This is a genomic window from Streptomyces sp. CB02009, from assembly GCF_001905825.1.
GTDB lineage: Bacteria > Actinomycetota > Actinomycetes > Streptomycetales > Streptomycetaceae > Streptomyces.
In genome coordinates this window covers 1,251,035-1,276,572 of sequence record NZ_LIVV01000001.1, presented here as the reverse complement: position 1 = coordinate 1,276,572, position 25,538 = coordinate 1,251,035, and the positions used below count along the sequence as shown (strand labels likewise).

Sequence of the window (25,538 nt, the reverse complement as noted above, 5' to 3'; positions counted from 1 at the left end):
CGACCCTATCGCCCATGACTCCGACGGCCACGAATGCCAACTGACCAGGGACTGTACAAACGCTGTTGCCCCGTCAATCATCTTGTCATGTACCTGCGACTCGTCAGCGAGCCGCAGCCTCATGGAGGTGTGAGATGCACCAGAGACTTGCCATCGGACTGTCCGCCTCGGCCCTTGCCCTGCTCACCACCGTCGCCACCGCCACCGTGGCCACCGCCGCCCCCGCCGACAAACCCCAGGTGCTCTCCAACTGGACGCAGACCAGCGCGTCGAGCTACAACCAGTGGGCCGCCGCCCGAGCCAACCAAGGCGCCTGGTCGGCGTACGGCTTCAACTGGTCGACCGACTACTGCTCCACCTCGCCGGACAACCCCTTCGGCTTCCCCTTCTCCATGTCGTGCGCCCGACACGACTTCGGCTACCGCAACTACAAGGCCGCCGGTACCTTCAGCGCCAACAAGTCCCGCCTGGACAGCGCCCTGTACGAGGACCTCAAGCGCGTCTGCCTCAACTACGGCGGTGCCACGAAGACGGCGTGCAACAGCACGGCGTGGACCTACTACCAGGCGGTCAAGGCCTTCGGCTGATCGGCCCGCAGGTGGATCAGCGGGCGCGACCCGAGCTGTGGCGGGCGGCGGCAGCCGGGCACTCGGCCGCCCGCCGACCGCCGAACGCCTACCACCGCCCGCCAGGGAAGTGCGTGCTGGACCCCAACAGAACTGACGGGCCGTACGGACCTGACGGACTACACGGATCTCATGGATCTGCGGCTCGACCGGGCGGCCACCGGCCCCAGGTCGCCCGCGACGGGCTCGCCCCCGACGCCCCCGATTCGGAGGCTCTCCCATGTGATCAGATAAGGATCATGAGCACTAGGATCCTGTACCTGTTCAGCAGCGCGGCCACCCCCGTCTTCGATGTCGCCCGGGTCATCGAGGAGGCACAGGCGGACGGCTGGGACGTGTGCCTCGGCCTCACACCGACGGCAGCGCGCTGGCTCAGTGGATCCTTGGACGGCCTGGCCGTGCTCACCGGCCACCCGGTCAGATGGGACTACCGCATGCCGGGTGAACCCGACATCTGGCCCCGGCCCGACGCCATCCTGGTCGCACCGGCGACCTTCGGCACGGTGAACGCCTGGGCCCTCGGGATCACCGAGAAATGGCTCGTCGGCGTCGTCGCCGAGGGCATCGGGAAGGGGATCCCGATCGCCGTCATGCCCTGCGTGAACCGGGCCCACGCGGCGCATCCCCAGTGGGATCGATCGCTCGAGACGCTGAGCGGCGCCGGTGTCCGGGTGGTCTATGGAGAGGGTGGGTTCGTGCCGAACGAACCGGGCCAGGGTGACCCGGCGACGTACCCCTGGCGGGCAGCGCTGCAGGCGGTCGCCGACGTAGTGGACCACGCGTAGTCCCGCGTGCCCACCGAGAGCGCCGGCCCCCGCTCGGGGAAACAAGGGACCGGCGGCCACCGATGCGACGCCCGTCCTGTGCGTCGCCCTCATGACGTTACGGCCCCGGCCTCGCCGACGCAGCTTCTGATACGGCACCAGTGGCGATCCATGCGTCCCCCGTTGCGGCCCCAAGCCCTTCCGGCGTCTCCCCGGCCTCCGCACCGTGGCCCTCCGGAGCGCCGAACCACGCCACCGCGACCGCGCCCACGACCGCGAGGACGAAGCCGAGGACGGCCAGCCAGGCGAACCCCGCGCGTGAGGCATCACCCAGCCACCACACGCCGGTCATGCCGGGGAGCACCGTCTCGCCCACCACCAGCGCCGCCGTCGCCCCGTTCACCGAACCGATCTGGAGTGCGACGGTGTGCAGGTACATGCCGCCGATCCCGGCGACGAGGATCGCGTACAGCGCCGGGTCGGTCAGCAGCGCGCCGAGGTCGAGGGGATCGACGCCGTTCAGGATCCGCACCCCGACTCCCAGCGCACCGAAGCCGAGCCCTGAGAGCAGACCGGCCAGGATCGCCGCCCGCGCGCCCAGGAGGCGTACGACGCAGGTGCCGCCCGCCATCAGGAACAGCGCGATCGCGAGCAGCCACCAGTGCGTGGCGAGCTGCGTGTGTCCGCTGCCCTCCGGGCCCGCGGCGCTCGCCAGGAGGACCAGCGCGGAGCAGACCACGCCGATCGACGTCCACTCCGCGCGGGTGAGCCGGATCCCGAGCAGCCGGACGCTCAGGACGGCCGTGACGACCAGGTTCGCGCTGATCACCGTCTGAGAGAGGAACAGCGGCAGCAGTCGGGCCGCGAGTGCTCCGAGGCCGAAACCGATGAAGTCCAGGATCGTGCCGACGACGAACTCCCAGGTCGTCGCCGCCTTCGCCGTGGAGGACAGACTCGGCCCCCCGTGTTGCGTGAGCCGACCCGCGGCCGCCTCGCGCCGGGCGGACTTGCGCGATCCGACGGCCTGCAGGACGGATCCGGTGCCGTAGCAGATCGAGGCGGCGATGGCGGTCAGCAGTCCTATGAGCACCGGGTGGCTCCGTTCCGGAAGGGTTTGGTACGGACTGCCAGACGTGGGATCGGGTGTCGAAGTTGCCTCCCACGACCACCCGGTGATCCGCTGCCTGCGGGAATCCCTCGGGCAAGCGCTCAGACGCGCGACGAGGGCGCGGGCGATCCGGCATCCCGCCGCTTCATGCACCGGTGCACGGACCGCTTGATGCGCCGGTTCACGCACCGGTCTATGCGCCGGCTCCAGCGGTGTCGTCGGCGTCCCCGGCGTCCGCGGCGTCCGCGGCGTCCGCGGCGTCCGCGGCGTCCGCGGCGTCCGCGGCGTCCGCGGCGTCCAGTCGGACCTGAGTGCCGCCGCTCGGGCCCGCGCCGATCCGCAGCTCGGCGCCGATGAGCAGGGCTCGTTCCCGCATGCCCCGGAAGCCCGCCCCTTCGGGTGCGTCCCTCAGCCCTCGGCCGTCGTCCCGCACCAGCAGTCCGACTCCGCCGTGCGGCAGCCGTCGGAGGTGGACGTCCACATGGGTGGCGCCGGAGTGGCGGGCCGCGTTGGTCAGGCTCTCCTGTGCGACGCGGTAGAGGACGAGCTCGGTGGCCCTGTCGAGGTGGGGCACTCCGGGGGTGATGTGGGTGGTGACACTCAGGTGCGAGGTGGCGAACTCTGCGGCCAGCGAGCGCAGTGCGCTGTGCAGGCCGAGTTCCTCCAGCACACCGGGACGCAGACGCCGTGCGATGCGGCGGATCTCGTCCAGGCTCGCGCGGGTGATCTCCTGGGCTCCCAGCAGGTCGTCCCGCACGGGTTCGGGGGCCCGGTCGGCCGCGTGCTTGATCTGGAGGAGTACCGCGGTGAGGGTCTGGCCGATCTCGTCGTGGAGTTCCTGGGCGATGCGCCGGCGTTCGGCCTCCAGAGCGGTGAGCACCCGGCCGCTGCTGGTCGCCCGTTCGGCTTCGAGGCGGTCGAGCATCGTGTTGAAGGTCCTGGTGAGTTCGGCGATCTCGCCGTATCCGGTGACCGGTGTCCGGGCGCCGGGCTTGAGCAGGTCCGCGGCGGCCATCGCCCGGTTCAGTCTGCCGAGCGGGGCGAGCCCGACCCGCAACAGGACGGCGTTCACGACCAGCATCGCGGCCAGTCCGGCGAGCAGGACGAGCACCTCGCCGACGAGAACGGGGGTGGAGACGGTGACAGGGCCGAGCAGCAGTGCCACCGCGACCGTCAGAACCGCGGCGTTCAGGAGGAAGATCCGCCAGTACAACGACATGTCTCCACGCCCTTCCCGCCTGTCATCCACGGCTGCCCTGACCTGCGGCAAAGCCTACGCACCCCGCCTCCCGCCCCCGGGGTCGTCAGGGCCGTGTCGCCGGCGTCGACGGAGACGGCGCCGTCGGGTGTCCAGCTGGTGCACCGCCCCCGCGGCCGCGACCAGACCGCTCGCAAGCAGCAGTCCGTGGGGCACGAGCACGCCGGCGACGATGGCGGCCAGTGAGAGGACCATGGCCGGCCACGCCCAGCCGCGACGGTACTCGCGGGGCCGTCGCGGGCGGCCCTTGCCCAGGCCACGGGCGAAGCGGGGATCGTCGTGCCACAGTCGGGCCTCGATGTCGGCGATGCTCTCGTCGTCGGCTTCCCTCATGGCGGTCAGCTCCCTTCGGTGGTCAGGCGAGCGCGAAGTAGCGGAGCCAGACGTACAGGCCCGCGACGGTGATCGTGACGGCGGTGACGGGGATGCCGTAGCGGCTGAACTGCCAGAACGAGATGTGGTGTCCGCTGCGGTCGGCGATTCCCACCACGACGACGTTGGCCGAGGACGCGATGATCGTCGCGTTGCCGCCGAGGTCCGCTCCCAGGGCGAACGACCACCAGAGCACGCTCGCCTCCTCCGTTCCGCCGGAGGAGGCGACGATCTCCGAGACGATGGGGCTCACCGAGGCGACGAACGGAATGTTGTCGATGACGGCGGAGGGGACGACGGATCCGAACAGGAGCGCCATCGACGTGCCGAAGAACTGGCCCTCGGTGGCCCGGGCGGCGGCCTCACCGATGTCGGTGATGACCCCGGTCCTGACCATCGCCCCGACCATGACGAACAGGCCGGTGAAGAACGCCAGCGTCTCCCACGCGACGTCGGCCACGACCTCCTTGGTGTTCAGCCGGGAGGCGGCGAGCAGCGCCAGGCCCCCGGAGATCGCCACGACCGAGGGCTCCAGGTGCAGGGCCGTGTGCAGTACGAAGCCCGTCATCACGATCGCGACCACGACTCCGCTCACCACCAGCGTCCTGACGTCGGTGATGGCGTCCCGCTCGCGCATCGCCATGATCGTGGCCGCGCGCTCGGGGTCGTAGGAGAAGGAGGAGCGGAACATCCATCGGCACATGACGGCGAGCACGACGATCAGCAGTGCGGAGACGGGAGCCATGTGGAGCAGGAAGTCGTTGAAGGACAGACCCGCCCGGGCGCCGATCATGATGTTCGGCGGGTCGCCGATCAGGGTGGCCGCGCCGCCGATGTTGCAGGCCATCACCTCGGCGATCAGATAGGGCACCACCGGCAACCTCAGGTCGCGGCAGACCGCGATGGTGACCGGGACGATCAGGAGGACGGTCGTGACGTTGTCGAACCAGGCGGAGAGGAACGCCGTCGCGAGGATCAGCAGCACCATCAGCCGGTAGGGGCGGCCGCGGGCCCGCTTGGCCGCCCAGATCGCGACGAACTCGAACAGTCCTGTCCGCTTGAGGACGGAGACGATCAGCATCATTCCCAGCAGCAGGAAGATGACGTTCCAGTCGATGCCCGTCTCGTCGGAGAAGAACGCGTGCTCGGGGCTCGTCGCCCCGAGCACCAGCATCACCACCGCGCCCCCGAGCGCCGCGGTGACCCGATGCACCCGCTCGGTCGCGATCAGGACGTAGACGGTGGCGAACACCGCCACCGTCAGCCACGACGTGACGCTCACGGCGGAAGCACCCCGCTCGGGTCATCGCTCGGGTCATCCGGTGAGACGGAGGATGTGCTTCGCGTGGAAGGCGGCGGAGTAGTCATCGGCGCGGACTCCGTTCGTGCCGTGGCCATGATCACGAAGCACCGGCCCGACGCGACACTCCTCGCTGCGGCGACCGGAGAAGCCGTGGGGGTGTTCCGTAACTCCACCATCACGCGCACCATCGGTCTCCGGCTATCAGGTCTGACACCCATCTTTCGCACCGGTCGCTACCCGGAGGCGGGCCGGCCAAGCACAGGTCCGCGCCGGACGACCACAGGTCAGGGCCGGCCCCCTCGCCAGATCGCTCAAGCGAGCGAATTACAGCAGAATAGGATAAAGGGCCTCACGCATCGGCGGGGCCCGTCGGGGAGTGACTGGCGTGCTCGAGGTGCCGCTCTGGCTGTGGCTGGCGTTCGCCGCGACGGTGGTCGTGTCGCTCGCGGTGGACCTGCTGGCCCATCGCACCGCGCACGTCATCGGTTTCAAGGAAGCGGCCGCCTGGAGCGGTCTGTGGGTGGGCCTCGCGCTGCTCTTCGGCGGGGTCGTCTTCCTCGTCCTCGGGTCGACCGCCGGCACGGAGTACACCACCGCGTGGCTGCTCGAGAAGAGCCTGTCGGTGGACAACCTGTTCGTCTTCGCCGTGATCTTCGCCTACTTCAAGGTGCCCCGCGAGTACCAGCATCGCGTGCTGTTCTTCGGCGTCATGGGCGCCCTGGTCTTCCGCGGGATCTTCCTCTCGCTCGGCGTCGCCGTGGTCACCCGCTTCACCGCCGTCCTCTTCGGCTTCGCCGCAGTGCTCTTCTACAGCGCCTACAAGCTGCTCAAGGGCGAGGAGGAGAACTTCGACCCGGGCAAGAGCTTCGCCGTGCGGATGCTGCGGAAGATCGTCCCCGTCCGCGACGAGTACGCCGGCATGAAGTTCTTCGTCAAGGAGGCGGGTAAGCGGGTGGCCACGCCGCTGCTGGCGGTGGTGGCGGCGATCGAGGCGGCCGACCTGATCTTCGCCGTGGACAGCGTCCCCGCCGTGCTCGCCGTCAGCGACGACGCCTTCATCGTCTACACGAGCAACGCGTTCGCCATCCTCGGCCTGCGGGCGCTGTACTTCATGCTCGCCGGGCTCCTGGACCGGTTCCACTACCTCAACAAGGGCCTCGCGATCATCCTCGCCTTCATCGGCGTCAAGCTCGCCCTTCAGGCGTGCCACAAGATGATCAGCACCGACATCCCCGAGATCCCCTCACCGGTCAGCCTCGCGGTGATCGTCGTGATCCTGGCCGGCTCCGTGGCCCTGAGCCTCCTCAAACCACCCCCGCCACCGACCGAGGACCGGGACGGGACGGAGGAACAGGACGGGACGGCGACGACGACGCCCGGAGAGGCGGCCCCCGTCAATCCGGGCTCCGACAGAGGTGTCCGTACGGAGCCGGAGGAGGACGGAAAGGACCCGCCCCGCCCCGGAGCCTGACCGACCCCGGAGGCCGCGCGCCCGCTCCCTGTCCCGTTCGGCCGCGACAGCCCGTATTGTTAAAGAATGAGTAAAGCCGAGCACGAGACCGGTCCCCAGGGAGCCCTTGTCTGCCCGGTCTGCAAGCAGCCCGTGACCACGACCGTCAAGAAGCGGCACAAGACACTCGGAGTCTTCGTCCCCGTGTGGCACCCCGGCCCCTGCCACAACTCCGAGTGCCCCGAATACCTGGAAGACCCCGAACACCGGGTCGACTGACCTCGGGGTCGCACACCAGGGGTCCAGACCGCCCCTGGCCCCGGAGCCGCCGGCCGGCCGGCTCTATCCTTCCGTTGTGGCGAACTGGTGGCGATCTGTGGGCAACGTGTTCTGGGCTGTGGATCGGGCCCTCGGTGGGGAGCGGCGGCCGACCTCGGGTCAGAAGTGGGCGGCCCGGCGCCCGGTCGCTGCCGGACTCCTTCTGGCCGTCCCCTTCACGCTCCTCTTTCTGGCGTTGTCATCCGAGGGCGGAGCCGTCGGTGCCGCCCTCGCCGTTCTCGGCGGGCTCGTCATGGGGGTTCTCTTCGCTCTCGCCGCGACCGCGGAGCGACTTCGGCAGCGTCGGCTCAAGCGGCGGGGGCTGTGGGACGGATCCTGAGGGAGCCGGGGGGCGGTTGCAGGGGCGGGGCGAGGCCGACGGCGGCGCGGGCCTGCGGCGCGCCCGGCCGGGTTCCGGCCGGGCGCGCCTCTTCGCCGGATCAGAGTGGCGGTCCGGTCAGGGAAGGGTCCATTTCTGGTTGGGGCCGGTGTGGCAGGTCCACAGGTGGACGGCCGTGCCGTCGTTCCACACCCCGCCGGACGCGTCGAGGCACTTGCCCGACTGCGGATTGCGCAACGTCCCGTTCGGCTGAGGTTCCCACTTCTGGGCGGCGGTGCCGTTGCACGTCCACAACTGCACCTTCGTCCCGTCGGCGCTGCCACCGTTGGACACGTCCAGGCATTTCCCCAGTACCTTCGCGGTCCCGTCGCCGGATACGGTCCACCGCTGGGCGGCCGTGCCATTGCAGGTCCAGAGTTGGATCTTCGTACCGTCCGCGGTCTGTGAGTCGTCGACGTCGAGGCACTTACCGCCCACGCCCTTGACCTCGCCCGTCCGAGCACTGGTGCCGGGCAGCTGGTTGAGCGTGTACCACGCCTCCGTGCTCCACAGCGGCTCGCCGCCGGCCGAGCTGAAGGGGCGCGGCGAGCGGACGTGGACGACCCGGTCGGCCTTCAGACCCGGGATGGCGAGGGTGACGGTGCGGCCGTCGGCCGAGAGGGTGGCCGACTGGGCGGCGAGGGTCTCCTCGTCGACCTTCGGGCCGCCGTAGTCGGCGGTGGGAACGTACCGCCACTGCTTGATCTTGTAGCGCTTGGCCAGGTCGGAGGCGGTCTCCGTGGAGAGCGGCTGCGTGTAGTCGAGTGCGAAGCCGCCGGGCACGGCCCGCATGGCGCGGATGTCGAAGGCGTCGGTGCCGTTCGGTGTGAGCTTCTGGAGGCCGTGGGCGAGCTTGCCCTCCTGGCCCCAGTTGCCGCCCGCGCCGAGCCCGCCGGCGTAGAGCGCACCGTCCGGGCCGATGCTGATCCGCGTGACGCCGGCCTCCAGGCCCTGGGTGAGGCGGAAGACCGCGCCCTGGTACTCGCCGCCGATCTTCTCCAGGTAGGCGCGTTGCACACCGCCGTAGGTGACATCGCCGAAGAGCATCTGGCCTGCGAAGGGGCCCTCGGTCAACTGCAGTGGCGTGCTGGGCGAGTTGGCGATCTCGTTCTGCGGCAGCCAGAGCACCGGCTTGGTGACGGGCTGGTCGTCGAAGGGGCCGTCGGGGTTGGTGAAGTGGTTGAAGAAGCGGCCCTGCTTGATGTGCAGGAGCTTCGACGAGGGCAGCCAGCCGCCCTGGTTGTCGGTGACGAAGATGCCGCCCTCGGGGCCCCATCCGATGCCGTTGGGGGTGCGCAGCCCGCCCGCGACGTAGGAGACCGCGCCGCTCTGGCGGTCGACCTTGATGGTGGTGCCCCGGTTCGGTGCGGGCTGGGGGTCGGTGGTCGCCCCGCCGTAGTTGATGGAGACCGACAGGTTGAGGTAGAAGAACCCGTCCTTGTAGAGGAGTCCGAAGCCGAACTCGTGGAAGTTGCCGCCGAAGGGCCAGGTCGCGACCCTGCGGTACTGATCGGTGACCTCGTCTCCGTCGGTGTCGTTCAGCTCGGTCAGTTCGTGCTTCTGCGACACGTAGAGCTTGCCGTCGACGTGCTTGATCCCCATGGGTTCCTTGAGTCCCGAGGCGATCTTCTTGTACGTCACCCTGCCGGGCCCGGTGCTGCCCGTGACGTTCGACAGCAGGTAGACCTCGCCGGCCGTGTTGTTGCTGCCGCCCCAGGTGGTCACGGCCAGCCGCCCGTCCGGGAGCCAGTCCATGGCGGACACCTGCGGTTCGAAGCCCGGGGGCCTGAGGTCGGTGAGGGTGTAGTTCGGGTGGACGCCGGCGAGCGGGAGGCCGTCGCCGGGCGAGTCCGTGCCGGCCTCGCACTCCTTGCGCCCGGGGGCGGTCACGCGGACGACGTCGGCGTCGGTGCTGAGGGCGGAGTTGGGTACGAGGGTGACGGCGGAGGCGCCGGGCGGCTTCCAGGCCAGCGTCAGCTGTTCTCCGCCGCCGCGCTCGAAGTGCTCGATGCGCAGGGCGTGAGGGCCTGCCGTCAGGTCGACGGTGGCCTCCTTGGGTTCGGGGCCGTGCAGTCCCCCGTGGTCGATCACCAGCTGGTCGTCGATCCAGAGACGGGAGCCGTCGTCGCTGGTGAGGCGGAGGGTGTGGGCGCCGGTGGCCGGGGCGTGCAGCTGGCCGACGACATGGGTGACGAAGTTGGCGTCGAGGCCGAAGTCGGCGGCGGAGGTCCAGTCGACGACGGGCTTGAGCGTGTCGATGTTGGGTGTCTGGCCGGGCTTGAGGTCGCAGAGGTCGTTGAGGGGGACCTGGATGTCGAACACCCGGAGGGTGACGCCCGGTTGCTGGGGTGGCAGGGCGGCGCGGTCGGCCTCGTCGGCGGGGGCCGGGGCGGCCGCCAGGCCGGACAGCCCGAGGGTGAGGAGGGTGACGAGGAGCGTTGCGGCCAGGCTGCGGCCCGGCCGGCGGGGATGCGGCTGTGGATGCACGTGACCTCCTGACGACCCCTCGGAGGAGGGGTTCGATCGGGTGAGTGGGGGGTCCATCGCAGCCGGGGCGCGCCGTCGTCCCGGTCAAGTAGAGCCGGAGGATGGGGAGTTGTGAGTTCCCCAGACTGCCGCGCCGGACAGAGTAGGGACTTCCGCCGACACCGTCCATGCTTTGTCCCGGACCGGGGAAAAGTGGCGGGAAGTTGCGCGGCCCGGGTTACGGACTCCGACAAAGCGCGCTAGCTTCCTTGAATCGAGCCGGTCGTGCCACGGCAGGCCGGTCGCTACGGCGTGACGGCGCGCGCCAGTAGGCACACTCCGGCGGTCCGGTGAGGCCGCCGGCATCCCCCCTCACTTCGGGAGAGCTTCTGTGCGCACGACGACGCCCGGACGCCAGCGCGTCCGTTTCCTGACCGCTCTCGCCTGCACCGCCGGATTCCTGCTCCCGGTCTTTCCGGCCGCCGCCTCACCACCGCTCCACGAGCCGTCCCCGGCCGCGGCGGCACCCGAGTTCCAGCAGGTCACGCTCGCCAAGGGCGTGGCGGAGACGGGTGAACCGATGACGCTGGCCGTGCTGCCGGACCGCTCCGTGCTGCACACGTCCCGCGACGGAACCCTCCGCCTGACGAACGCGGCGGGCACGACGTCGGTGGCGGGCAGGGTCGAGGTCTACAGCCATGACGAGGAGGGCCTCCAGGGCATCGCCGTGGACCCCGGCTTCTCCTCCAACCGGCACGTCTACCTCTACTACGCCCCCAAGCTCGCGACGCCGGGCGGCGACGCCCCCGGCGACGGCACGGCCGCCGACTTCGCCCCGTACGACGGGGTCAACCGGCTCTCCCGCTTCGTCCTCAGGACCGACGGGACCCTGGACAACGCGAGCGAGAAGAAGATCCTCGACGTCCCCGCGTCGCGCGGCATCTGCTGCCACGTGGGCGGCGACATCGACTTCGACGCGGCCGGCAACCTGTACCTGTCGACGGGCGACGACACCAATCCGTTCGCCTCGGACAGCTTCACGCCCATCGACGAGCGTCCCTCCCGCAACCCCGCGTACGACGCCCAGCGCTCCGCGGGCAACACCAATGATCTGCGGGGCAAGGTCCTGCGCATCAAGGTCGCCGCGGACGGGTCGTACACGATTCCCGCCGGGAACCTCTTCGCCCCGGGTACCGCGAAGACGCGCCCGGAGATCTACGCGATGGGCTTCCGGAACCCCTTCCGCATGAGCGTCGACAAGGCCACCGGCATCGTCCACCTCGGGGACTACGGCCCTGATGCGGGAAGTGCCAGCCCGACCCGGGGGCCGGCAGGCCAGGTGGAGTTCAACCGGATCACCAGGGCGGGCAACTACGGCTGGCCGTACTGCACCGGCGCCAACAGCGCATACGTGGACTACGACTTCGCCACCGGCACCTCGGGCTCCTCGTTCGACTGCGCGGCCCCGAAGAACACCTCGCCGCACAACACCGGTCTGACCGACCTGCCTCCCGCACAGCCCGCCTGGATCCCCTACGACGGCGACTCGGTACCGGAGTTCGGAAACGGGTCGGAGTCCCCGATGGGCGGCCCGGTCTACCGCTACGACGCCGCCTCCACGTCGCAGGTGAAGTTCCCGCAGGAGTACGACGGGAACTTCTTCGCCGGGGAGTTCGGCCGCCGTTGGATCAAGCGGATCGCCTCGGACGGCTCCGGCACCGTGCAGTCCATCAACGCCTTCCCCTGGACCGGCACCCAGGTCATGGACATGGCCTTCGGCCCCGACGGCGCCCTGTACGTCCTCGACTACGGCACCGGCTACTTCAGCGGGGACCAGAACTCCGCCCTGTACCGGATCGAGCACGTCACCGACGGCCTCGCCCCGACCGCGCAGGCCACCGCCGACAGGACCTCCGGCACCACTCCCCTGACCGTGGCCTTCTCCTCCGCCGGCAGCACCGACCCCGACGGCGGGACGCTCACCCACGCCTGGGCCTTCGGCGACGGGGGTACGTCCACCGCCGCCTCGCCGTCCCACACGTACACGACCGCCGGACAGTACACCGCGACGCTGAAGGTCACGGACGTCACCGGAAAGTCCGCCACCGCCTCGGTGCGGATCACCGTCGGCAACACGGCCCCCACGGTCCGGCTCGAACTGCCCTCCGACGGCAGCGTCTACGACTTCGGCGCCGCGATCCCGTTCAAGGTGACCGTCACCGACCCGGAGGACGGCACCGTCGACTGCTCCAGGGTCAAGGTCACCTTCGTCGTCGGGCACGACAGCCACGGCCATCCGCAGACGTCCACCACCGGCTGCAGCGGCACCCTGCAGACCCTCGCCGACGGCGAGCACGACCCCAACGCCAACATCTTCGGCGTCGTCGACGCCGAGTACACCGACAAGGGCGCGAACGGCCAGCCCGCGCTGACGACCCACGACCAGCACGTCACCCAGCCCAGCCACCGGCAGGCCGAGCACCACGGTGCCTCCGCCGGCGTCCAGGTGGTCACCCACGCCCCCGCCCACGGCGGCAGGACCGTCGGCTACATCGACAACGGCGACTGGATCTCCTTCACGCCGTACGCCCTCGGCAACGTCACCCGGTTCACCGCACGCGTCTCCTCCGCGGGGGCGGGCGGCACGATCGAGGTCCGCGCCGGCTCCCCCACCGGGACCCTCCTCGGCACCGCGACCGTCCCGGTCACCGGCGACTGGGAGACCTTCCAGGACGTGACCACCCCCCTCACGCGCGGCCCGGCCGCCTCCACCGCCCTGTACCTGGTCTTCAAGGGCGGCAGCGGCTCCCTCTTCGACATCGACGAGTTCTCCTTCGGCACCGCCCTCGCCGGTTCGGGCACGGGCGAGGTCAAGGGAGTCGGCGGCAGGTGCCTCGACGTCGACAACGCCCAGTCCGCCGACGGTACGAAGATCCAGCTCTGGACCTGCAACGGCAGCGCCGCGCAGCGCTGGACCGCCGCGGCCGACGGCACCGTGCGGGCTCTGGGCAAGTGCCTGGACGTGTCCGGCGGGGGCACCGCCGACGGCACGAGGATCCAGCTGTGGACCTGCAACGGGACGGCCGCCCAGACCTGGGCCCCGCAGGCCGACGGTACGGTCCGCAACCCGCAGTCGGGCAAGTGCCTGGACGCCTCGGGCGGTGTGTGGAACGACGGCACCGCGGTCCACCTGTGGACCTGCCACACCGGCCCGAACCAGAAGTGGATCCTTCCGTGACCCGCACCCGCAGAAGAGAGGGCAACCTCATGCGTACCTGTACGCGCACCCCCCTGCGCACGCTCGTCGGTCTCGTCGCCGGCGCCACCCTGGCCCTGGCCCTGGCCCCTCAGGCGGCGGCCTTGCCCGCCGCCCCGCACCCGGCCCCGTACACCGGGAAGACTCCGGCCTCGTACACCGCGGAGACCCCGGCCCCGGCCGCCGCGGCGGCCGACCCCGCCTACAAGATCCTCGTCTTCTCCCGGACCGCCGGCTTCCGGCACTCCTCCATCGACGACGGCATCACCGCCCTGCGCGACCTCGGAGCGGCGAACAACTTCACCGTCGACGCGACCGAGGACGCCCAGAGGTTCACCGTTGACAACCTGGCCCCGTACAAGGCCGTCGTCTTCCTCTCCACGACGGGCGACGTCCTCGACGGCGCACAGCAGACCGCCTTCGAGCACTACATCCGGAGCGGTGGCGGATACGTCGGCATCCACGCCGCCGCCGACACCGAGTACGACTGGGCGTTCTACGGCGGTCTGGCCGGCGCGCTCTTCCACTCGCACCCGGCGGTCCAGTCCGCCAAGGTGAAGGTGGAGGACCGGGCCCACGACGCCACCGCGCACCTGGGCACCGACTGGCAGCGCACGGACGAGTGGTACAACTACCGCACCAACCCCCGTACCAGCGCCCGCGTCCTCGCCTCGCTCGACGAGTCCAGCTACTCCGGCGGGAACATGGCGGGCGACCACCCGATCGCCTGGTGCAAGGACTACCAGGGCGGACGCGCCTTCTACACCGGGGGCGGACACACCGACGAGTCGTACGCGGAACCCGGCTTCCGGCGCCACCTGCTGGGCGGCATCCGCTGGGCGGCGGGCATGACCGAGGCGGACTGCCGCCCCGAGACCGGCTACTCCAGCCTCTTCGACGGCTCGTCCACCACCGGCTGGCGCCAGGCCGGCCCCGGCGGCTTCACCCTCGCGGACGGAACCCTCACCTCCCAGGGCGGTCTGGGGATGCTCTGGTACGCCGGTCGGGAGTTCAGCGGCGACTACTCGGTGAAGCTGGACTGGAGGATGGCGGGAGACGACAACTCCGGTGTGTTCCTCGGCTTTCCCGCCTCCGACGACCCCTGGTCGGCGGTGAACAACGGCTACGAGATCCAGATCGACGCCACCGACAGCCCCGACCGCACCACCGGTTCCGTCTACGGCTACCGGTCCTCCGACATCGCGGCCCGGGACGTGGCACTGAACCCGCCGGGCGAGTGGAACACGTACGAACTCCGTGTCACCGGCGAACGCCTGGAGGTCTTCCTCAACGGCCGGAAGATCAACGACTTCACGAACACCGACCCCGTCCGCAGCCTCCGCCAGGGACACATCGGCATCCAGAACCACGGTGACGGCGACGACGTGTCGTTCCGCAACATCCGCGTCGAACAGCGCGGCGGACAGCAGCCGGAGCCCCGTACGGGCGAGGTGAAAGGCGTCGGGGGCAAGTGCCTCGACATCGACAACTCGCAGTCCGCCGACGGTACGAAGGTCCAGCTGTGGACCTGCAACGGCACGGCCGCCCAGCGCTGGACGGTCTCCGCCGACGCCACGGTGAAGGCCCTGGGCAAGTGCCTGGACGTGTCGGGGGGCGGCAGCGCCGACGGCACGAAGGTGCAGCTGTGGACGTGCAACGGCACCGGCGCCCAGAAGTGGGAACCCCAGGCCGGCGGGACCGTCCGCAACCCCCAATCGGGCAAGTGCCTCGACGCGTCCGGCGGGGTGTGGAACGACGGCACCGCCGTCCACCTGTGGACCTGCCACACCGGCCCCAACCAGAAGTGGACCCTTCCCTGACCGCGCTCGCGCGGCTGCTCGCGGCGGACACAGCGGGACCGTGTCCGCCGCGAGCGGCCGGGAGGGCCGGCCGGTTGTCAGTGGCCCTTCCTATGCTGGCGGCATGGAGATCACTCAGCAGACACTCGCAGAGGCCTGGCAGCGGACGGCCGCCGGACACGCCCTGCTCCACGGGATCGAACTGCCGCCCGTGGCCCTCTCCGAGGACGAACTGGAGGCGCTCGACGAAGCCGCCGAACAGTCGGAGGACGGCGCCCTGTGTCTGCTGCTCGACGAGGACGGCACCGTGCGCGGCCATCACGGCGCCTACCAGGAGGTCTTCGCGACCCGTGATCTGGAGCGGGTGCTCTACCTGATAGCCGAAGCAGCGGTGCGGCGCCGGCACGGCGGCAGCCCCGAGGAGACGGCCGTCACGCTGGACCGGATCGATCCGGCCTGGGGCAGACGGTTCCGCAGTGGCGGCCTGGACGACACGGCGACGGTCGAGGTGTGTGGACGCGACCCGCTGGAGGGCCTTGCCTGGATCGCGAAGTCCTGGCGCGACCAGGCCCCGTACACAGTGCTCGAGTTCTACCGCGCGGCGCCCGGACGGTCCGTCGACGCCGAGGCCCTGGCGCTGCTCTACGGGGCCGACCTCGCGCAGGTGGCGGCCGGGACGCGGCTGAAGGACCTCCAGGCCGTCGACGGTGGCCGGGAGTACCTGGACCGCCAGTGGGAGAGCTGCTGCTTCGGGCAGGCGGGCGGATGGACGTACCTGCTGCACCACGACACACCGCCGGGGGCCTACGCCGACAAGGAGGCGTACGCAGCGCTCGGGATCAAGGAGAACGTCCGGCTGACCGCCACGTCCGCCAAGGCCATCTACTCCCTGGACTACACGAAGGACGACCGCCGCGTCGACGACGACTGGGGCATGCTGGAGCTCATCTGGTACGAGCGCGGCCGTGCCCCCTATCTTCGGGGCGGTGAGCTGGACTTCCTCAACCAGGCACTGCGACGTGCCGAGCTGGACCACCCCGAACTGACCCACACGTTCGAGCTGTACTTCCACGCCCTGGAGACATCCCTCGGTCTCCGTCTGCCGCGCGCGGACTTCGAGGAGGGAGACGTGCGGGTCGCGTACTGGGCCGAGCGATGAGCCCGGGACAGCCGGGACCCGCTCCGGTCTCCTGCCCTCCGTCTAGCCCTCGACGCTGATCGCCCGGACCGGACAGGCCCGCGCGGCCTCGCGCACGAGCGGGCCTCCGCTGCCCCCGTCCCGGTCCGGAACCACCATCCCGAAGCCGTCGTCGTCCTGGGTGAAGACGTCAGGGGAGGTCAGGGCGCACTGCCCGGCGCCGATACAGAGCTCCCCGTCGATGGAGATGCGCATCCGTGCGGTCCTTTCACCATGTGACGGGGAGTGCGAGCATCCCCTGGATCGTGTCGCCCGGCTTGAACGGGATCTCCTCGGTGGGAACGGCCAGACGCAGCCCAGGGAGCCGGCGGAGCAGCGTCCCGAGCGCGATCTCCATCTCCGCGCGGGCCAGGTTCTGCCCCAGGCACTGGTGGATGCCGAAGCCGAAGGCGAGATGGTGCCGTGCCGAGCGCGACCAGTCCAGGGTGTCGGGATCGGCGTAGGCAGAACCGTCCCGGTTGATGACGGAGGTCGAGAAGACCACGCCCTCACCCGCGCGAATGACCGTGCCGTCGACCTCCACGTCCTCGAGGGCGACCCGTAGGAGTCCGTCCGCGATCGACAGGAACCGCAGCAGTTCCTCGACGGCCGCCGGCACGAGACCGGGATCGGCCTGGAGTTCGGCCAGCCGCCCGGGATGGCTCAGCAGTGTGTACGTGCCGAGGGAGATCATGTTCGCGGTGGTCTCGTGCCCGGCGATCAGCAGGATCGTGGCGAGTTGTACGAGCTCCTCGCGGTCGGGCCCGCCGCCCTCCGACTGCCGCGCCACCAGGTCGTCGAGGACGCCCTCGCCTGGCTTGCGCCGTTTCCGCTCGATCAGGTCGCCCAGATAGCCCTCGAGCAGGCCTAGCGCGTCCTCGGTGTCCTCGCCCGTCGGTCCGCGGAGCAGCCGGGCGGACTGCTTCTCGAAGAAGTCGTGGTCCTCGTACGGGACTCCGAGCAGGTCGCAGATCACGATCGAGGGCACCGGCAGCGCGAACGCGCTCACCAGCTCGGCCGGCGGGCCCGCGGCCTCCATCGCGTCGATGAGCCGGTCCACGGTCTCCTGGATGCGCGGGCGCAGCCGCTCGGCGCGCTTGAGCGTGAAGCTCGGGATGAGCATCCGGCGCTGGACGTTGTGCTCGGGATCGTCCCAGCCGAGCAGCGCGGCGCGTCGGCGCCGGCGGACGGCCGAGGCCCGCTCGGTCGTGAGCGGGAAGTCGGGCCGGGTGGAGTCGGTGGACAGACGCGGGTCCGAGAGCAGCGCCCGGCCGGCGGAGTGTCCGCTGACGAGCCACACGGAGCGCCCGTCCCACAGGGTCACCCGCGACAGCGGGCGCTCCTCGCGCAGGGGGTCGTAGGCGGTGGGCGGGTGGTAGGGACAGGTCCGGTTCTGGGGGAACGCCACGGCTTCCGTCATGGGGGCCTCGCAAAGGGCGAATCGGCGGCTTCGAGATTGATGCCGTACCCACTACATGCCTCAGGCACCTATCTGGTCTACGCACAGTTCGGCCAATCCACCGGAACGGGTTCGTCCATTCGGAAGCGGTCGGAGAGGACGTCGTCGGCACCCGCGCCGGGTGGGCCCGACGGCTCGTACTGCCCGCTCCGTACCCGCGCGGAAGCCGTGTACCGCTGGTCGGCGGATCGGGTCCGCGGACCCGATCCGGGTGGCGGCCTGGAACGGCGGGCGCCGTTCCAGGGTTCAGGGGGCCTGCAGGGGCTGGCCTGAATCGGAGGGGGACATCGTGGCCAGGACGAAGGCGTGACCACCGGGGTCCGTGTAGCGGCGCACATCCGTACGCCGGTCGGTCCGGGTTCCGTCGCGCTCGGCGGCGATGGGCCGGGCGCCCAGCGACACGGCCTCGCGCTCCGCCTCGTCGAGGGCGTCGGGGGCCACGAGGATCTGCAGATGCGCCTGCTGGGAGTCCTCGGGGCGCGGCCAGCTCGGCGGCGCCTGCCCGAGGTCACGGCGGATCCCGATCACCGCTCCGGCGTGACCGGTGACGAGGAGCAGGTCGTGGTCGTCTCCGGCGGGTTGGACGGTGGCACCGAGCAGGGACGCGTAGAAACGCGCGAGGGGTTCGGGATCGGTGGAGTCGAGGACGAGGACACTGGTCTTGAGAACGGCCATGCATGCCGTCTGCCCCGGCGGTCGGCGGCCATGCGCCGCCGGACGTGTCCGGGGGGCTTCGGGCAGCCCCGCTCCGGGCGGGCCGGTGCGCGCGAGGCGGTCGGTGCGCGCGACGCGGCCCCGGGAGCGGTGCGGCCCCGCGAACGGTGCAGCCCCACGAGCGGTGCGCGCGGGTCGGCGTGCCGCTCACCGACGGCGGCCCGGTCCCCCGCGTGGGCGTGGGATCGCTGCTCCGGTGCGGTGACGGCGCTGTGGGTTGCGTTGGGCGTGTCGGCGGGACGGGCAGGCACCCGTCCAAAGGATGGTGACGGCCGCGGCCTCGGCCGCTGGACCGGACCACGACCGACCGCCACAGCGAAAGGGACATGGTGTGACCAGAAGACACAGGCGCCACGGCCACCGGAGTGTCGCCGCCGCGGGAGTGGCGGTGGCCCTCATCTGGGGATGTGCGACCGCTGGGAACGCCCGGCCCTCCGACGCGTCACCCGGCGCGTTCGAGCGGGCCGCCGAGCAGGCGGCGGCAGAGTTCGGTGTGCCGAAGGAAGTGCTCCTCGGCGTCAGCTACGAGTCCTCGTGGTGGGAGGCCAACGACGGCCGCCCGAGCACCAAGGGCGGCTACGGTCCGATGCACCTGACGGACACGACGTCCGGCAGCACGTACGACCACCGCCCGGGCGAAGGGCCGGTGGACGCCACGGGCACCGACGACCCGTCCGAGCACACGTTGGAGACCGCCGCCGCGATGATCGGCGTCGCTCCCCAGGCTCTCCAGCGGGACGAGCTGCAGAACCTTCGCGGCGGCGCCGCGCTGCTCGCCTCGTACCAGCGGCAGATCACCCGTCGGATGCCGTCCGACCCGGGCAGCTGGTACGGGGCCGTGGCACAGTACAGCCAGGCCGCCGACACCGCCGCGGCGGAACGGTTCGCCGATGGCGTGTTCGAGGTGATCCGCACCGGCAGGCAGAAGGTGCGCAAGGACGGCCAGAGGGTCTCCCTGGCGCAGTCGCCGTCCGTCCGTCCGACGAGGTCGCAGCTGGCGTCCCTGGGCCTGAGGGCGTCGACATCGGCGGCGACGCCGGAGTGCCCCAGTGAGCTGACCTGCCGGTTCGTTCCCGCCGCCGCCTCCAACTACCAGGTGTCCACGCGGAAATCGAACGGCATGGACGTGAACTTCATCGTCATCCATGACCTCGAAGGGTCCTACGACGGGGGGATCAGCTGGTTCCAGGACCCCGCCAGCGGGGTTTCCGCGCACTACGTGATGAAGGCCGACGGCAGCGCGGCAACGCAGATGGTCGCCACCAAGGACATCGCCTTCCACGCCGGGAACTACTGGACCAACCTGCACGGCATCGGTATCGAGATGGAGGGATACGCCGCCCAGGGGCCCACCTGGTTCACCCCGGCCCAGTACAAGGCGACGGCCGCGCTGGTCGCCTACCTGGCGAAGCGCTTCGACGTCCCGCTGGACCGCAAGCACATCATCGGGCACGACAACGTCCTGCCGCCCAGGCCGGCCCGCGCGCCGGACGCCCACTGGGACCCGGGCCCGTACTGGGACTGGGAGAGCTTCATGGCTCTCCTCGACGCCGACCAGCGCACGCAGCCCCGGAACCGCCAGGAGCGCGAGGCCGAGGGAGGCGGGGCGCGGGCGGACATCGGAGTAGGACAGGCGGTCGCGATCACCCCGGCGTATGACACGAACGTACAGACCGTGTCGGTGTGCGCCCCGACGTGCCGGTCCCAGACCCAGCCCTCGAACTTCCTCTACGTCCGCACGGAGCCCCGCGCCGACGCTCCACTCGTCTCCGACCTCGCCCTCCGCCCGGACGGATCGGCGGGAAGCCGGCGGATCGACGACTGGGGCTCCACCGTGGTGTGGGGGCAGGAGTTCGTGGTCGCCGGCGTCCAAGGGGACTGGACGGCCCTCTGGTTCGGCGGGCAGAAGGGCTGGATCCACAACCCGGCGGGCGTGAACACGCGCCCCGCCCCGGACTCGCGGATCGTCCGTCCGGCGAGCGGGACGACGTCGGTCGGCGTCTACACGACGGCCTACCCCCGAGCGGGCGAGTACCCCCAGGGGCTGCCGCCTTCCGCTCAGACCCGGTTCACCATGTACAAGTTCCCCCAGGGGCAGGCCTACGTGGCCGCTCGCGCGTCGGTGGGCGCCGACGACTTCTTCCCTGCCACCCCCTCGCGCCCGGAGGTCACGGTCACGGGCGACCAGAGGTACGACGTGATCCAGTACAACCGGCGCCTGGCCACGGTGAACACCGCGGAGACGGACTGACCGGCCGCCGGGTCGGCACCGGCAACAGGGCTGATCTGAACCGGCCGTGAACTGACGGTCCCTCCCGGCCCGGGAGGGGCCGTCCCCGGGAGGGGCCGTCCCCGGGAGGGACCGGCCCTCACACGTCCTCTTCTCGACTCACGGAGAAGGCACCCGCTGCCGCCGCGAGGACGGCCGCCGTCGCTGCCCGGTCCGCCCACAGCCGGGTCTGCGCCCGCGCCGCCTGTTCGGAACGGAACGAGGCGGCCATCAGGGCGACGGCGAACGACGGTTGGACGACCAGGGAGTCCTGGATCTCCTGGTTGAGGGCCGTGAGATCGCCGCGCAGCGATCCGGTGTCCGGTGGCTGCCAGTCGATCTCGCCGGCGGCCTCGATGAGGTCGGCGAGCAGGCCGCCGACATCGCGCCACCGCCGGTAGACCGTCGCACGGTGCGCTCCGGACCGTTTCGCGACGCCGTCGATCGAGAGGGACGGGGCTGTGCCAGCATCCTCACGCGACACCTGTCGCTCTAGGCCCGTCAGAGAGGAACCGTCCCCGCGATGCCGCCCGTTCCCGCCGACCCCACCACGCTCCACCCGATGCCCGAGCACCCGCGCGTGGTGCTGCTCAAGCCCTTGGTGACGTCGCCGCTGATCGAGGTCGGCGACTTCTCGTACTACGACGATCCGGAGGAACCGACCGCGTTCGTGACGCGGAACGTCCTCTACCACTACGGTCCCGAGCGGCTCGTCATCGGCAAGTACTGCGCGCTCGGAACGGGCACCCGGTTCATCATGAACGGCGCCAACCACCGTATGGACGGCCCGTCCACCTTCCCGTTCCCCACGATGGGCGGCTCCTGGGCGGAGCACTTCGACCTGATCACCGGCCTCCCCGGCCGGGGCGACACCGTCGTCGGCAACGACGTGTGGTTCGGCCACGGGGCCACGGTCATGCCCGGTGTGCGCATCGGGCACGGCGCGATCATCGCCGCAGGCGCCGTGGTCACGGGTGACGTCCCCGACTACGGCATCGTCGGCGGCAACCCCGCCCGGCTCATCCGCACCCGGTACGACGCCGGGGACGTCGCCCGGCTCCTCGCCGTGGCGTGGTGGGACTGGCCGGTCGAGGACATCACCACGCACGTACGGACGATCATGTCGGGATCCATCGGCGACCTGGAGGAGGCCGCCGCCCGGATCAGCCAGGCCTGGCACCCGTCGGACAGCACGACGGGGCAGCCCGCGGACGCGGCCCCGGTTCCCGACCGGGTCCTTGTCCGCGGGCTGCCCGTCGTGGCTTCCGCCTCGTGCGGCGGGCGGGCCGTCAGCCCGCGCGCGGGATCAGACGTTGCGCCGGTACTGGCCGCCGACCTCGAAGAAGGCGTCCGTGACCTGCTGGAGCGAGCAGACCCGAGCGGCTTCCATGAGCACGGCGAAGACGTTGCGTCCCTCCATCGCGGCGCTCTTGAGTGCGGCCAGAGCCTCGTGCGCGGGCTCCTGGTGGGCGGACTGGTAGCCGTGCACGCGGTCCAGCTGCGACTGCTTCTCCTCCTCCGTGGCCCGCGCCAGCTCGATGGAGACGGGTTCCGCGTCGTCGGCGTGCGGGTTGCGGAAGGTGTTCACGCCGATGAGCGGCAGCGTGCCGTCGTGCTTGCGCTGCTCGTAGAGCATCGACTCGTCCTGGATGCGGCCGCGCTGGTAGCCGGTCTCCATGGCGCCGAGGACACCGCCGCGCTCGCTGATCCGCTCGAACTCGGTGAGGACGGCCTGCTCGACCAGGTCGGTGAGCTCGTCGATGATGTAGGACCCCTGGAGGGGGTTCTCGTTCATCGCCAGGCCCCACTCGCGGTTGATGATGAGCTGGATGGCCAGGGCCCGGCGGACGGACTCCTCCGTCGGGGTGGTGACGGCCTCGTCGTAGGCGTTGGTGTGGAGGCTGTTGCAGTTGTCGTAGATGGCGATGAGCGCCTGCAGCGTGGTGCGGATGTCGTTGAAGTCCATCTCCTGGGCGTGCAGCGAGCGGCCCGAGGTCTGGACGTGGTACTTCAGCTTCTGGGAGCGCTCGTTGGCGCCGTACTTCTCCTTCATGGCGACGGCCCAGATGCGGCGGGCCACGCGGCCGAGTACGGAGTACTCGGGGTCCATGCCGTTGGAGAAGAAGAAGGAGAGGTTCGGGGCGAAGTCGTCGATGTCCATGCCGCGGGCGAGGTACGCCTCGACGTACGTGAAACCGTTGGCGAGGGTGAAGGCCAGCTGGCTGATGGGGTTCGCGCCGGCTTCGGCGATGTGGTAGCCGGAGATGGAGACCGAGTAGAAGTTGCGGACCTGGTTCTGGATGAACCACTCCTGCACGTCGGCCATCATCCGCAGCGAGAACTCGGTGGAGAACAGGCAGGTGTTCTGCCCCTGGTCCTCCTTGAGGATGTCCGCCTGCACGGTGCCGCGCACGTTGGCGAGGGCCTTGGCGCGCAGTCCCGCGGCCTCGTCCTCGGAGGGTTCGCGGCCCTCGGCGGCGCGGAAGGCTTCGAGCTGCTGGTCGATGGCCGTGTTGAGGAAGAACGCCAGGATGGTGGGGGCCGGCCCGTTGATGGTCATGGAGACCGACGTCGTGGGCGCGACCAGGTCGAAGCCGTCGAAGAGGGCCTTCATGTCGTCGAGCGTGCCGACCGAGACGCCGGAGGTGCCGACCTTGCCGTAGATGTCGGGGCGCTCGTCGGGGTCGCGGCCGTAGAGGGTGACGGAGTCGAAGGCCGTGGACAGGCGGGTCGCGGGCTGGCCTTCGGAGAGCAGCTGGAAGCGGCGGTTGGTCCGGAACGGGTCGCCCTCGCCGGCGAACATGCGGGCGGGGTCCTCCCCGTCCCGCTTGAACGGGAAGACTCCCGCGGTGAAGGGGAAGTGCCCGGGGAGGTTCTCCGCCCGCCAGAACCGCACGAGTTCGCCGTGGTCGGCGTAGCGGGGCAGGGCGACGCGGGGGATCTTGTTGCCGGAGAGCGACTCGCGTACGAGCCGGGTGCGGATCTCCCGGTCGCGCACCTTCACGACGAGCTCGTCCTGGGCGTACGAGGCGACGAGGGCGGGCCATCCCTCGATCTGCTCCATGACGTCGTGCGGGAGCTGCTTGCGGGCGCCGGCGAGCAGGGACTGTACGTCGGTGTCGTCGAGGCCGGCTCCGGCGAGTTCCTCCCGGACGGCGGCCAGGCGCTGGACCCGGCGGGCGCTCTCGGCCAGGGCGAGGGTCTCGGAGTGGTACGCGCGGACGGTCTCGGTGATCTCGGCGAGGTAGCGCACCCGGTCCGAGGGCACGACCTGGCGGATGCCCGAGGAGTGCCGGACGTCCACGGCCGGCAGGGTGCCGGGGGTCACGTCCAGGCCCTCGTCGGCCAGCAGGGTCTTCAGGTGCTGGTAGAGAGCGGTGACGCCGTCGTCGTTGAAGGTGGCCGCGGAGGTGCCGTACACGGGCATGTCCTCGGGCCGCTTGGTGAAGGCCTCACGGTTGCGGACGAGCTGGCGGGCGACGTCGCGCATGGCGTCGCGGGCACCGCGCCGCTCGAACTTGTTGATCGCCACGACGTCGGCGAAGTCGAGCATGTCGATCTTCTCGAGCTGGGAGGCGGCTCCGAACTCGGGCGTCATCACGTACAGGGACGTGTCGACGAACGGCACGATCGCCGCGTCGCCCTGGCCGATGCCGGGGGTCTCGACGATGACCAGGTCGAAGCCCGCGGCCTTCACGACGTCGATGACGTCCGACAGGTGCTCCGGCACTTCGCGGCTGCCGCGGGTGGCCAGGCTCCGGAAGTAGACCTGGCTCCCGTCCAGGGAGTTCATCCGGATGCGGTCGCCGAGCAGCGCCCCGCCGCCGCGGCGGCGCGTGGGGTCGACGGCGATCACCGCGATGCGCAGCTTGTCCTCCTGGTCGACGCGGATCCGGCGGACCAGCTCGTCGGTGAGCGAGGACTTGCCCGAGCCGCCCGTGCCGGTGATGCCGAGGACCGGCACGGTGCGGGCCGCGGAGGCGGTCCGGAGCTCCTGGAGGAAGGCGGGCGGAAGCTTGCCCAGCTCGGCGCCGGTGATGGCGCGGGCGATGGCGAAGCGGTCGCCCGCGAGGACCGCGCCGACGTCCGCGTGCTTGGTGTCCCACAGGTCGAAGTCGCATGCCGCGACGACCGAGTTGACCATCCCGACGAGGCCCAGCCGCTGCCCGTCCTCGGGGGAGAAGATGGTGACCCCGCTCCCCCGCAGCCGGGAGATCTCCTCGGGGACGATCACGCCGCCGCCACCGCCGACGACGCGGACGTGATCCGCGCCCTGGGCGCGCAGCGACTCGACGAGGTACTCGAAGTACTCCACGTGTCCGCCCTGGTAGGACGAGACCGCCACGCCGTGGGCGTCCTCCTCCAGGGCCGCGTCGACGACTTCCTTGACCGATCGGTTGTGCCCGAGGTGGATCACCTCGACGCCCTGGGACTGGAAGATCCTCCGCATGATGTTGATCGAGGCATCGTGGCCGTCGAACAGCGCGGAAGCGGTGACCAGACGTACGGGGTTTTCAGGACGGTGCAGATCGCTCATGGGGCCCTCCGGAGCCGGCGCTGGAGCTCATACCTCGAGAGATAGTAGGACGTCCTAGTAAATCACGGGGGGTGACACTCGTGTGGCGGGCAGCACACCAGGGGCGCGAAGGAACAATCGGCGCATCTTGCTGCCCGCGATCAGAGACCCGCACATGATCAAACGATCAGCGCGTTGGAATCTGATGAGTACTGAGCTATTTCGGTGAGGTGCAGCGCCGTGCTACGTTCCGCCCGAGTGGGAGCGCTCCCCGGCTGCTGTCCGGGGACGCACCAGGCTCACG

17 protein-coding genes and 2 pseudogenes are annotated in these 25,538 nt (G+C 70.5%); 9 read left to right on the top strand and 10 right to left on the bottom strand.

What is annotated here, in order from left to right; genetic code table 11:
• The first annotated feature begins 134 nt into the window (after window positions 1-134).
• Together AMK27_RS05675 and AMK27_RS05670 are read left to right on the top strand one after the other, a co-directional pair.
• Complete coding sequence (locus AMK27_RS05675; RefSeq protein ID WP_073903033.1) at window positions 135-587, top strand: phospholipase; 453 nt, start codon at window positions 135-137, stop codon at window positions 585-587.
• Window positions 588-865: 278 nt separating this feature from the next.
• Window positions 866-1,411, top strand: coding sequence for a flavoprotein (locus AMK27_RS05670; RefSeq protein WP_073903030.1), 546 nt, complete (start codon window positions 866-868; stop codon window positions 1,409-1,411).
• 97 nt (window positions 1,412-1,508) lie between these two features.
• Here AMK27_RS05670 and AMK27_RS05665 read toward each other — a convergent pair whose 3' ends face one another.
• From AMK27_RS05665 to AMK27_RS05650, 4 genes are all read right to left on the bottom strand, one after another.
• The gene (locus AMK27_RS05665; protein ID WP_079188208.1) at window positions 1,509-2,480 is read right to left on the bottom strand and encodes a hypothetical protein; all 972 of its coding nucleotides are present in this window, start codon (window positions 2,478-2,480) and stop codon (window positions 1,509-1,511) included.
• 211 nt (window positions 2,481-2,691) lie between these two features.
• On the bottom strand, window positions 2,692-3,717 hold the full coding sequence (locus tag AMK27_RS05660; protein WP_079188207.1) for a sensor histidine kinase: 1,026 nt from the start codon (window positions 3,715-3,717) through the stop codon (window positions 2,692-2,694).
• Window positions 3,718-3,771: 54 nt separating this feature from the next.
• Window positions 3,772-4,089: a DUF3040 domain-containing protein gene (locus tag AMK27_RS05655; protein ID WP_073903027.1), complete on the bottom strand. Its 318-nt coding sequence runs from the start codon at window positions 4,087-4,089 to the stop codon at window positions 3,772-3,774.
• A 22-nt stretch (window positions 4,090-4,111) separates the two neighbouring features.
• Window positions 4,112-5,410, bottom strand: coding sequence for an ArsB/NhaD family transporter (locus AMK27_RS05650; RefSeq protein WP_073903025.1), 1,299 nt, complete (start codon window positions 5,408-5,410; stop codon window positions 4,112-4,114).
• Between the two features lie 406 nt (window positions 5,411-5,816).
• Here AMK27_RS05650 and AMK27_RS05645 point away from each other — a divergent pair, with 406 nt between their 5' ends.
• On the top strand, window positions 5,817-6,902 hold the full coding sequence (locus AMK27_RS05645; RefSeq protein ID WP_073903022.1) for a TerC family protein: 1,086 nt from the start codon (window positions 5,817-5,819) through the stop codon (window positions 6,900-6,902).
• 66 nt (window positions 6,903-6,968) lie between these two features.
• Window positions 6,969-7,160, top strand: coding sequence for a hypothetical protein (locus tag AMK27_RS05640; protein ID WP_073903019.1), 192 nt, complete (start codon window positions 6,969-6,971; stop codon window positions 7,158-7,160).
• A 496-nt stretch (window positions 7,161-7,656) separates the two neighbouring features.
• Here the strand turns inward: AMK27_RS05640 and AMK27_RS05630 are convergent, their stop codons facing one another.
• Window positions 7,657-10,065, bottom strand: coding sequence for a ricin-type beta-trefoil lectin domain protein (locus tag AMK27_RS05630; protein WP_073903014.1), 2,409 nt, complete (start codon window positions 10,063-10,065; stop codon window positions 7,657-7,659).
• A gap of 370 nt (window positions 10,066-10,435) precedes the next feature.
• Here AMK27_RS05630 and AMK27_RS05625 point away from each other — a divergent pair, with 370 nt between their 5' ends.
• From AMK27_RS05625 to AMK27_RS05615, 3 genes are all read left to right on the top strand, one after another.
• Entirely contained in the window at window positions 10,436-13,282 is a 2,847-nt protein-coding gene (locus tag AMK27_RS05625; protein ID WP_073903011.1) for a PQQ-dependent sugar dehydrogenase, read from the top strand.
• Between the two features lie 29 nt (window positions 13,283-13,311).
• Complete coding sequence (locus AMK27_RS05620; RefSeq protein WP_073903008.1) at window positions 13,312-15,120, top strand: ThuA domain-containing protein; 1,809 nt, start codon at window positions 13,312-13,314, stop codon at window positions 15,118-15,120.
• Between the two features lie 103 nt (window positions 15,121-15,223).
• The gene (locus AMK27_RS05615; RefSeq protein WP_073903005.1) at window positions 15,224-16,258 is read left to right on the top strand and encodes a hypothetical protein; all 1,035 of its coding nucleotides are present in this window, start codon (window positions 15,224-15,226) and stop codon (window positions 16,256-16,258) included.
• A 42-nt stretch (window positions 16,259-16,300) separates the two neighbouring features.
• Here AMK27_RS05615 and AMK27_RS05610 read toward each other — a convergent pair whose 3' ends face one another.
• From AMK27_RS05610 to AMK27_RS05600, 3 genes are all read right to left on the bottom strand, one after another.
• Window positions 16,301-16,492 carry a ferredoxin gene (locus AMK27_RS05610; RefSeq protein WP_073903002.1) on the bottom strand — a complete coding sequence of 64 codons (192 nt, stop codon included), beginning with the start codon at window positions 16,490-16,492 and terminating at the stop codon, window positions 16,301-16,303.
• A 13-nt stretch (window positions 16,493-16,505) separates the two neighbouring features.
• Window positions 16,506-17,696 (bottom strand): cytochrome P450, encoded by a 1,191-nt coding sequence (locus AMK27_RS05605; protein WP_073902999.1) that lies wholly within the window; start codon window positions 17,694-17,696, stop codon window positions 16,506-16,508.
• 285 nt (window positions 17,697-17,981) lie between these two features.
• Window positions 17,982-18,410: a VOC family protein gene (locus tag AMK27_RS05600; protein ID WP_073902996.1), complete on the bottom strand. Its 429-nt coding sequence runs from the start codon at window positions 18,408-18,410 to the stop codon at window positions 17,982-17,984.
• Window positions 18,411-18,780: 370 nt separating this feature from the next.
• Between AMK27_RS05600 and AMK27_RS05595 the strand changes: the two genes are divergently transcribed.
• Window positions 18,781-20,700, top strand: a complete 1,920-nt coding sequence (locus tag AMK27_RS05595) for an N-acetylmuramoyl-L-alanine amidase (protein WP_073902993.1) — start codon at window positions 18,781-18,783, stop codon at window positions 20,698-20,700.
• A 154-nt stretch (window positions 20,701-20,854) separates the two neighbouring features.
• Here AMK27_RS05595 and AMK27_RS05590 read toward each other — a convergent pair.
• Window positions 20,855-21,202, bottom strand: a pseudogene (locus AMK27_RS05590) (TetR/AcrR family transcriptional regulator C-terminal ligand-binding domain-containing protein); the annotation flags it as partial.
• Window positions 21,203-21,241: 39 nt separating this feature from the next.
• Between AMK27_RS05590 and AMK27_RS05585 the strand changes: the two are divergent.
• A pseudogene (locus AMK27_RS05585) lies at window positions 21,242-21,874 on the top strand (CatB-related O-acetyltransferase); the annotation flags it as partial.
• Between the two features lie 150 nt (window positions 21,875-22,024).
• Here the strand turns inward: AMK27_RS05585 and icmF are convergent.
• Window positions 22,025-25,255, bottom strand: coding sequence for a fused isobutyryl-CoA mutase/GTPase IcmF (icmF, locus tag AMK27_RS05580; RefSeq protein ID WP_073902990.1), 3,231 nt, complete (start codon window positions 25,253-25,255; stop codon window positions 22,025-22,027).
• Between the last annotated feature and the right edge of the window lie 283 nt (window positions 25,256-25,538).

Coding starts and splice junctions, on each gene's coding strand:
- AMK27_RS05640 (WP_073903019.1), top strand. CDS start 6,969: ATGAGTAAAGCCGAGCACGAGACCGGTCCCCAGGGAGCCCTTGTCTGC.
- icmF (WP_073902990.1), bottom strand. CDS start 25,255: ATGAGCGATCTGCACCGTCCTGAAAACCCCGTACGTCTGGTCACCGCT.
- AMK27_RS05670 (WP_073903030.1), top strand. CDS start 866: ATGAGCACTAGGATCCTGTACCTGTTCAGCAGCGCGGCCACCCCCGTC.
- AMK27_RS05660 (WP_079188207.1), bottom strand. CDS start 3,717: ATGTCGTTGTACTGGCGGATCTTCCTCCTGAACGCCGCGGTTCTGACG.
- AMK27_RS05620 (WP_073903008.1), top strand. CDS start 13,312: ATGCGTACCTGTACGCGCACCCCCCTGCGCACGCTCGTCGGTCTCGTC.
- AMK27_RS05600 (WP_073902996.1), bottom strand. CDS start 18,410: ATGGCCGTTCTCAAGACCAGTGTCCTCGTCCTCGACTCCACCGATCCC.
- AMK27_RS05605 (WP_073902999.1), bottom strand. CDS start 17,696: ATGACGGAAGCCGTGGCGTTCCCCCAGAACCGGACCTGTCCCTACCAC.
- AMK27_RS05610 (WP_073903002.1), bottom strand. CDS start 16,492: ATGCGCATCTCCATCGACGGGGAGCTCTGTATCGGCGCCGGGCAGTGC.
- AMK27_RS05615 (WP_073903005.1), top strand. CDS start 15,224: ATGGAGATCACTCAGCAGACACTCGCAGAGGCCTGGCAGCGGACGGCC.
- AMK27_RS05655 (WP_073903027.1), bottom strand. CDS start 4,089: ATGAGGGAAGCCGACGACGAGAGCATCGCCGACATCGAGGCCCGACTG.
- AMK27_RS05675 (WP_073903033.1), top strand. CDS start 135: ATGCACCAGAGACTTGCCATCGGACTGTCCGCCTCGGCCCTTGCCCTG.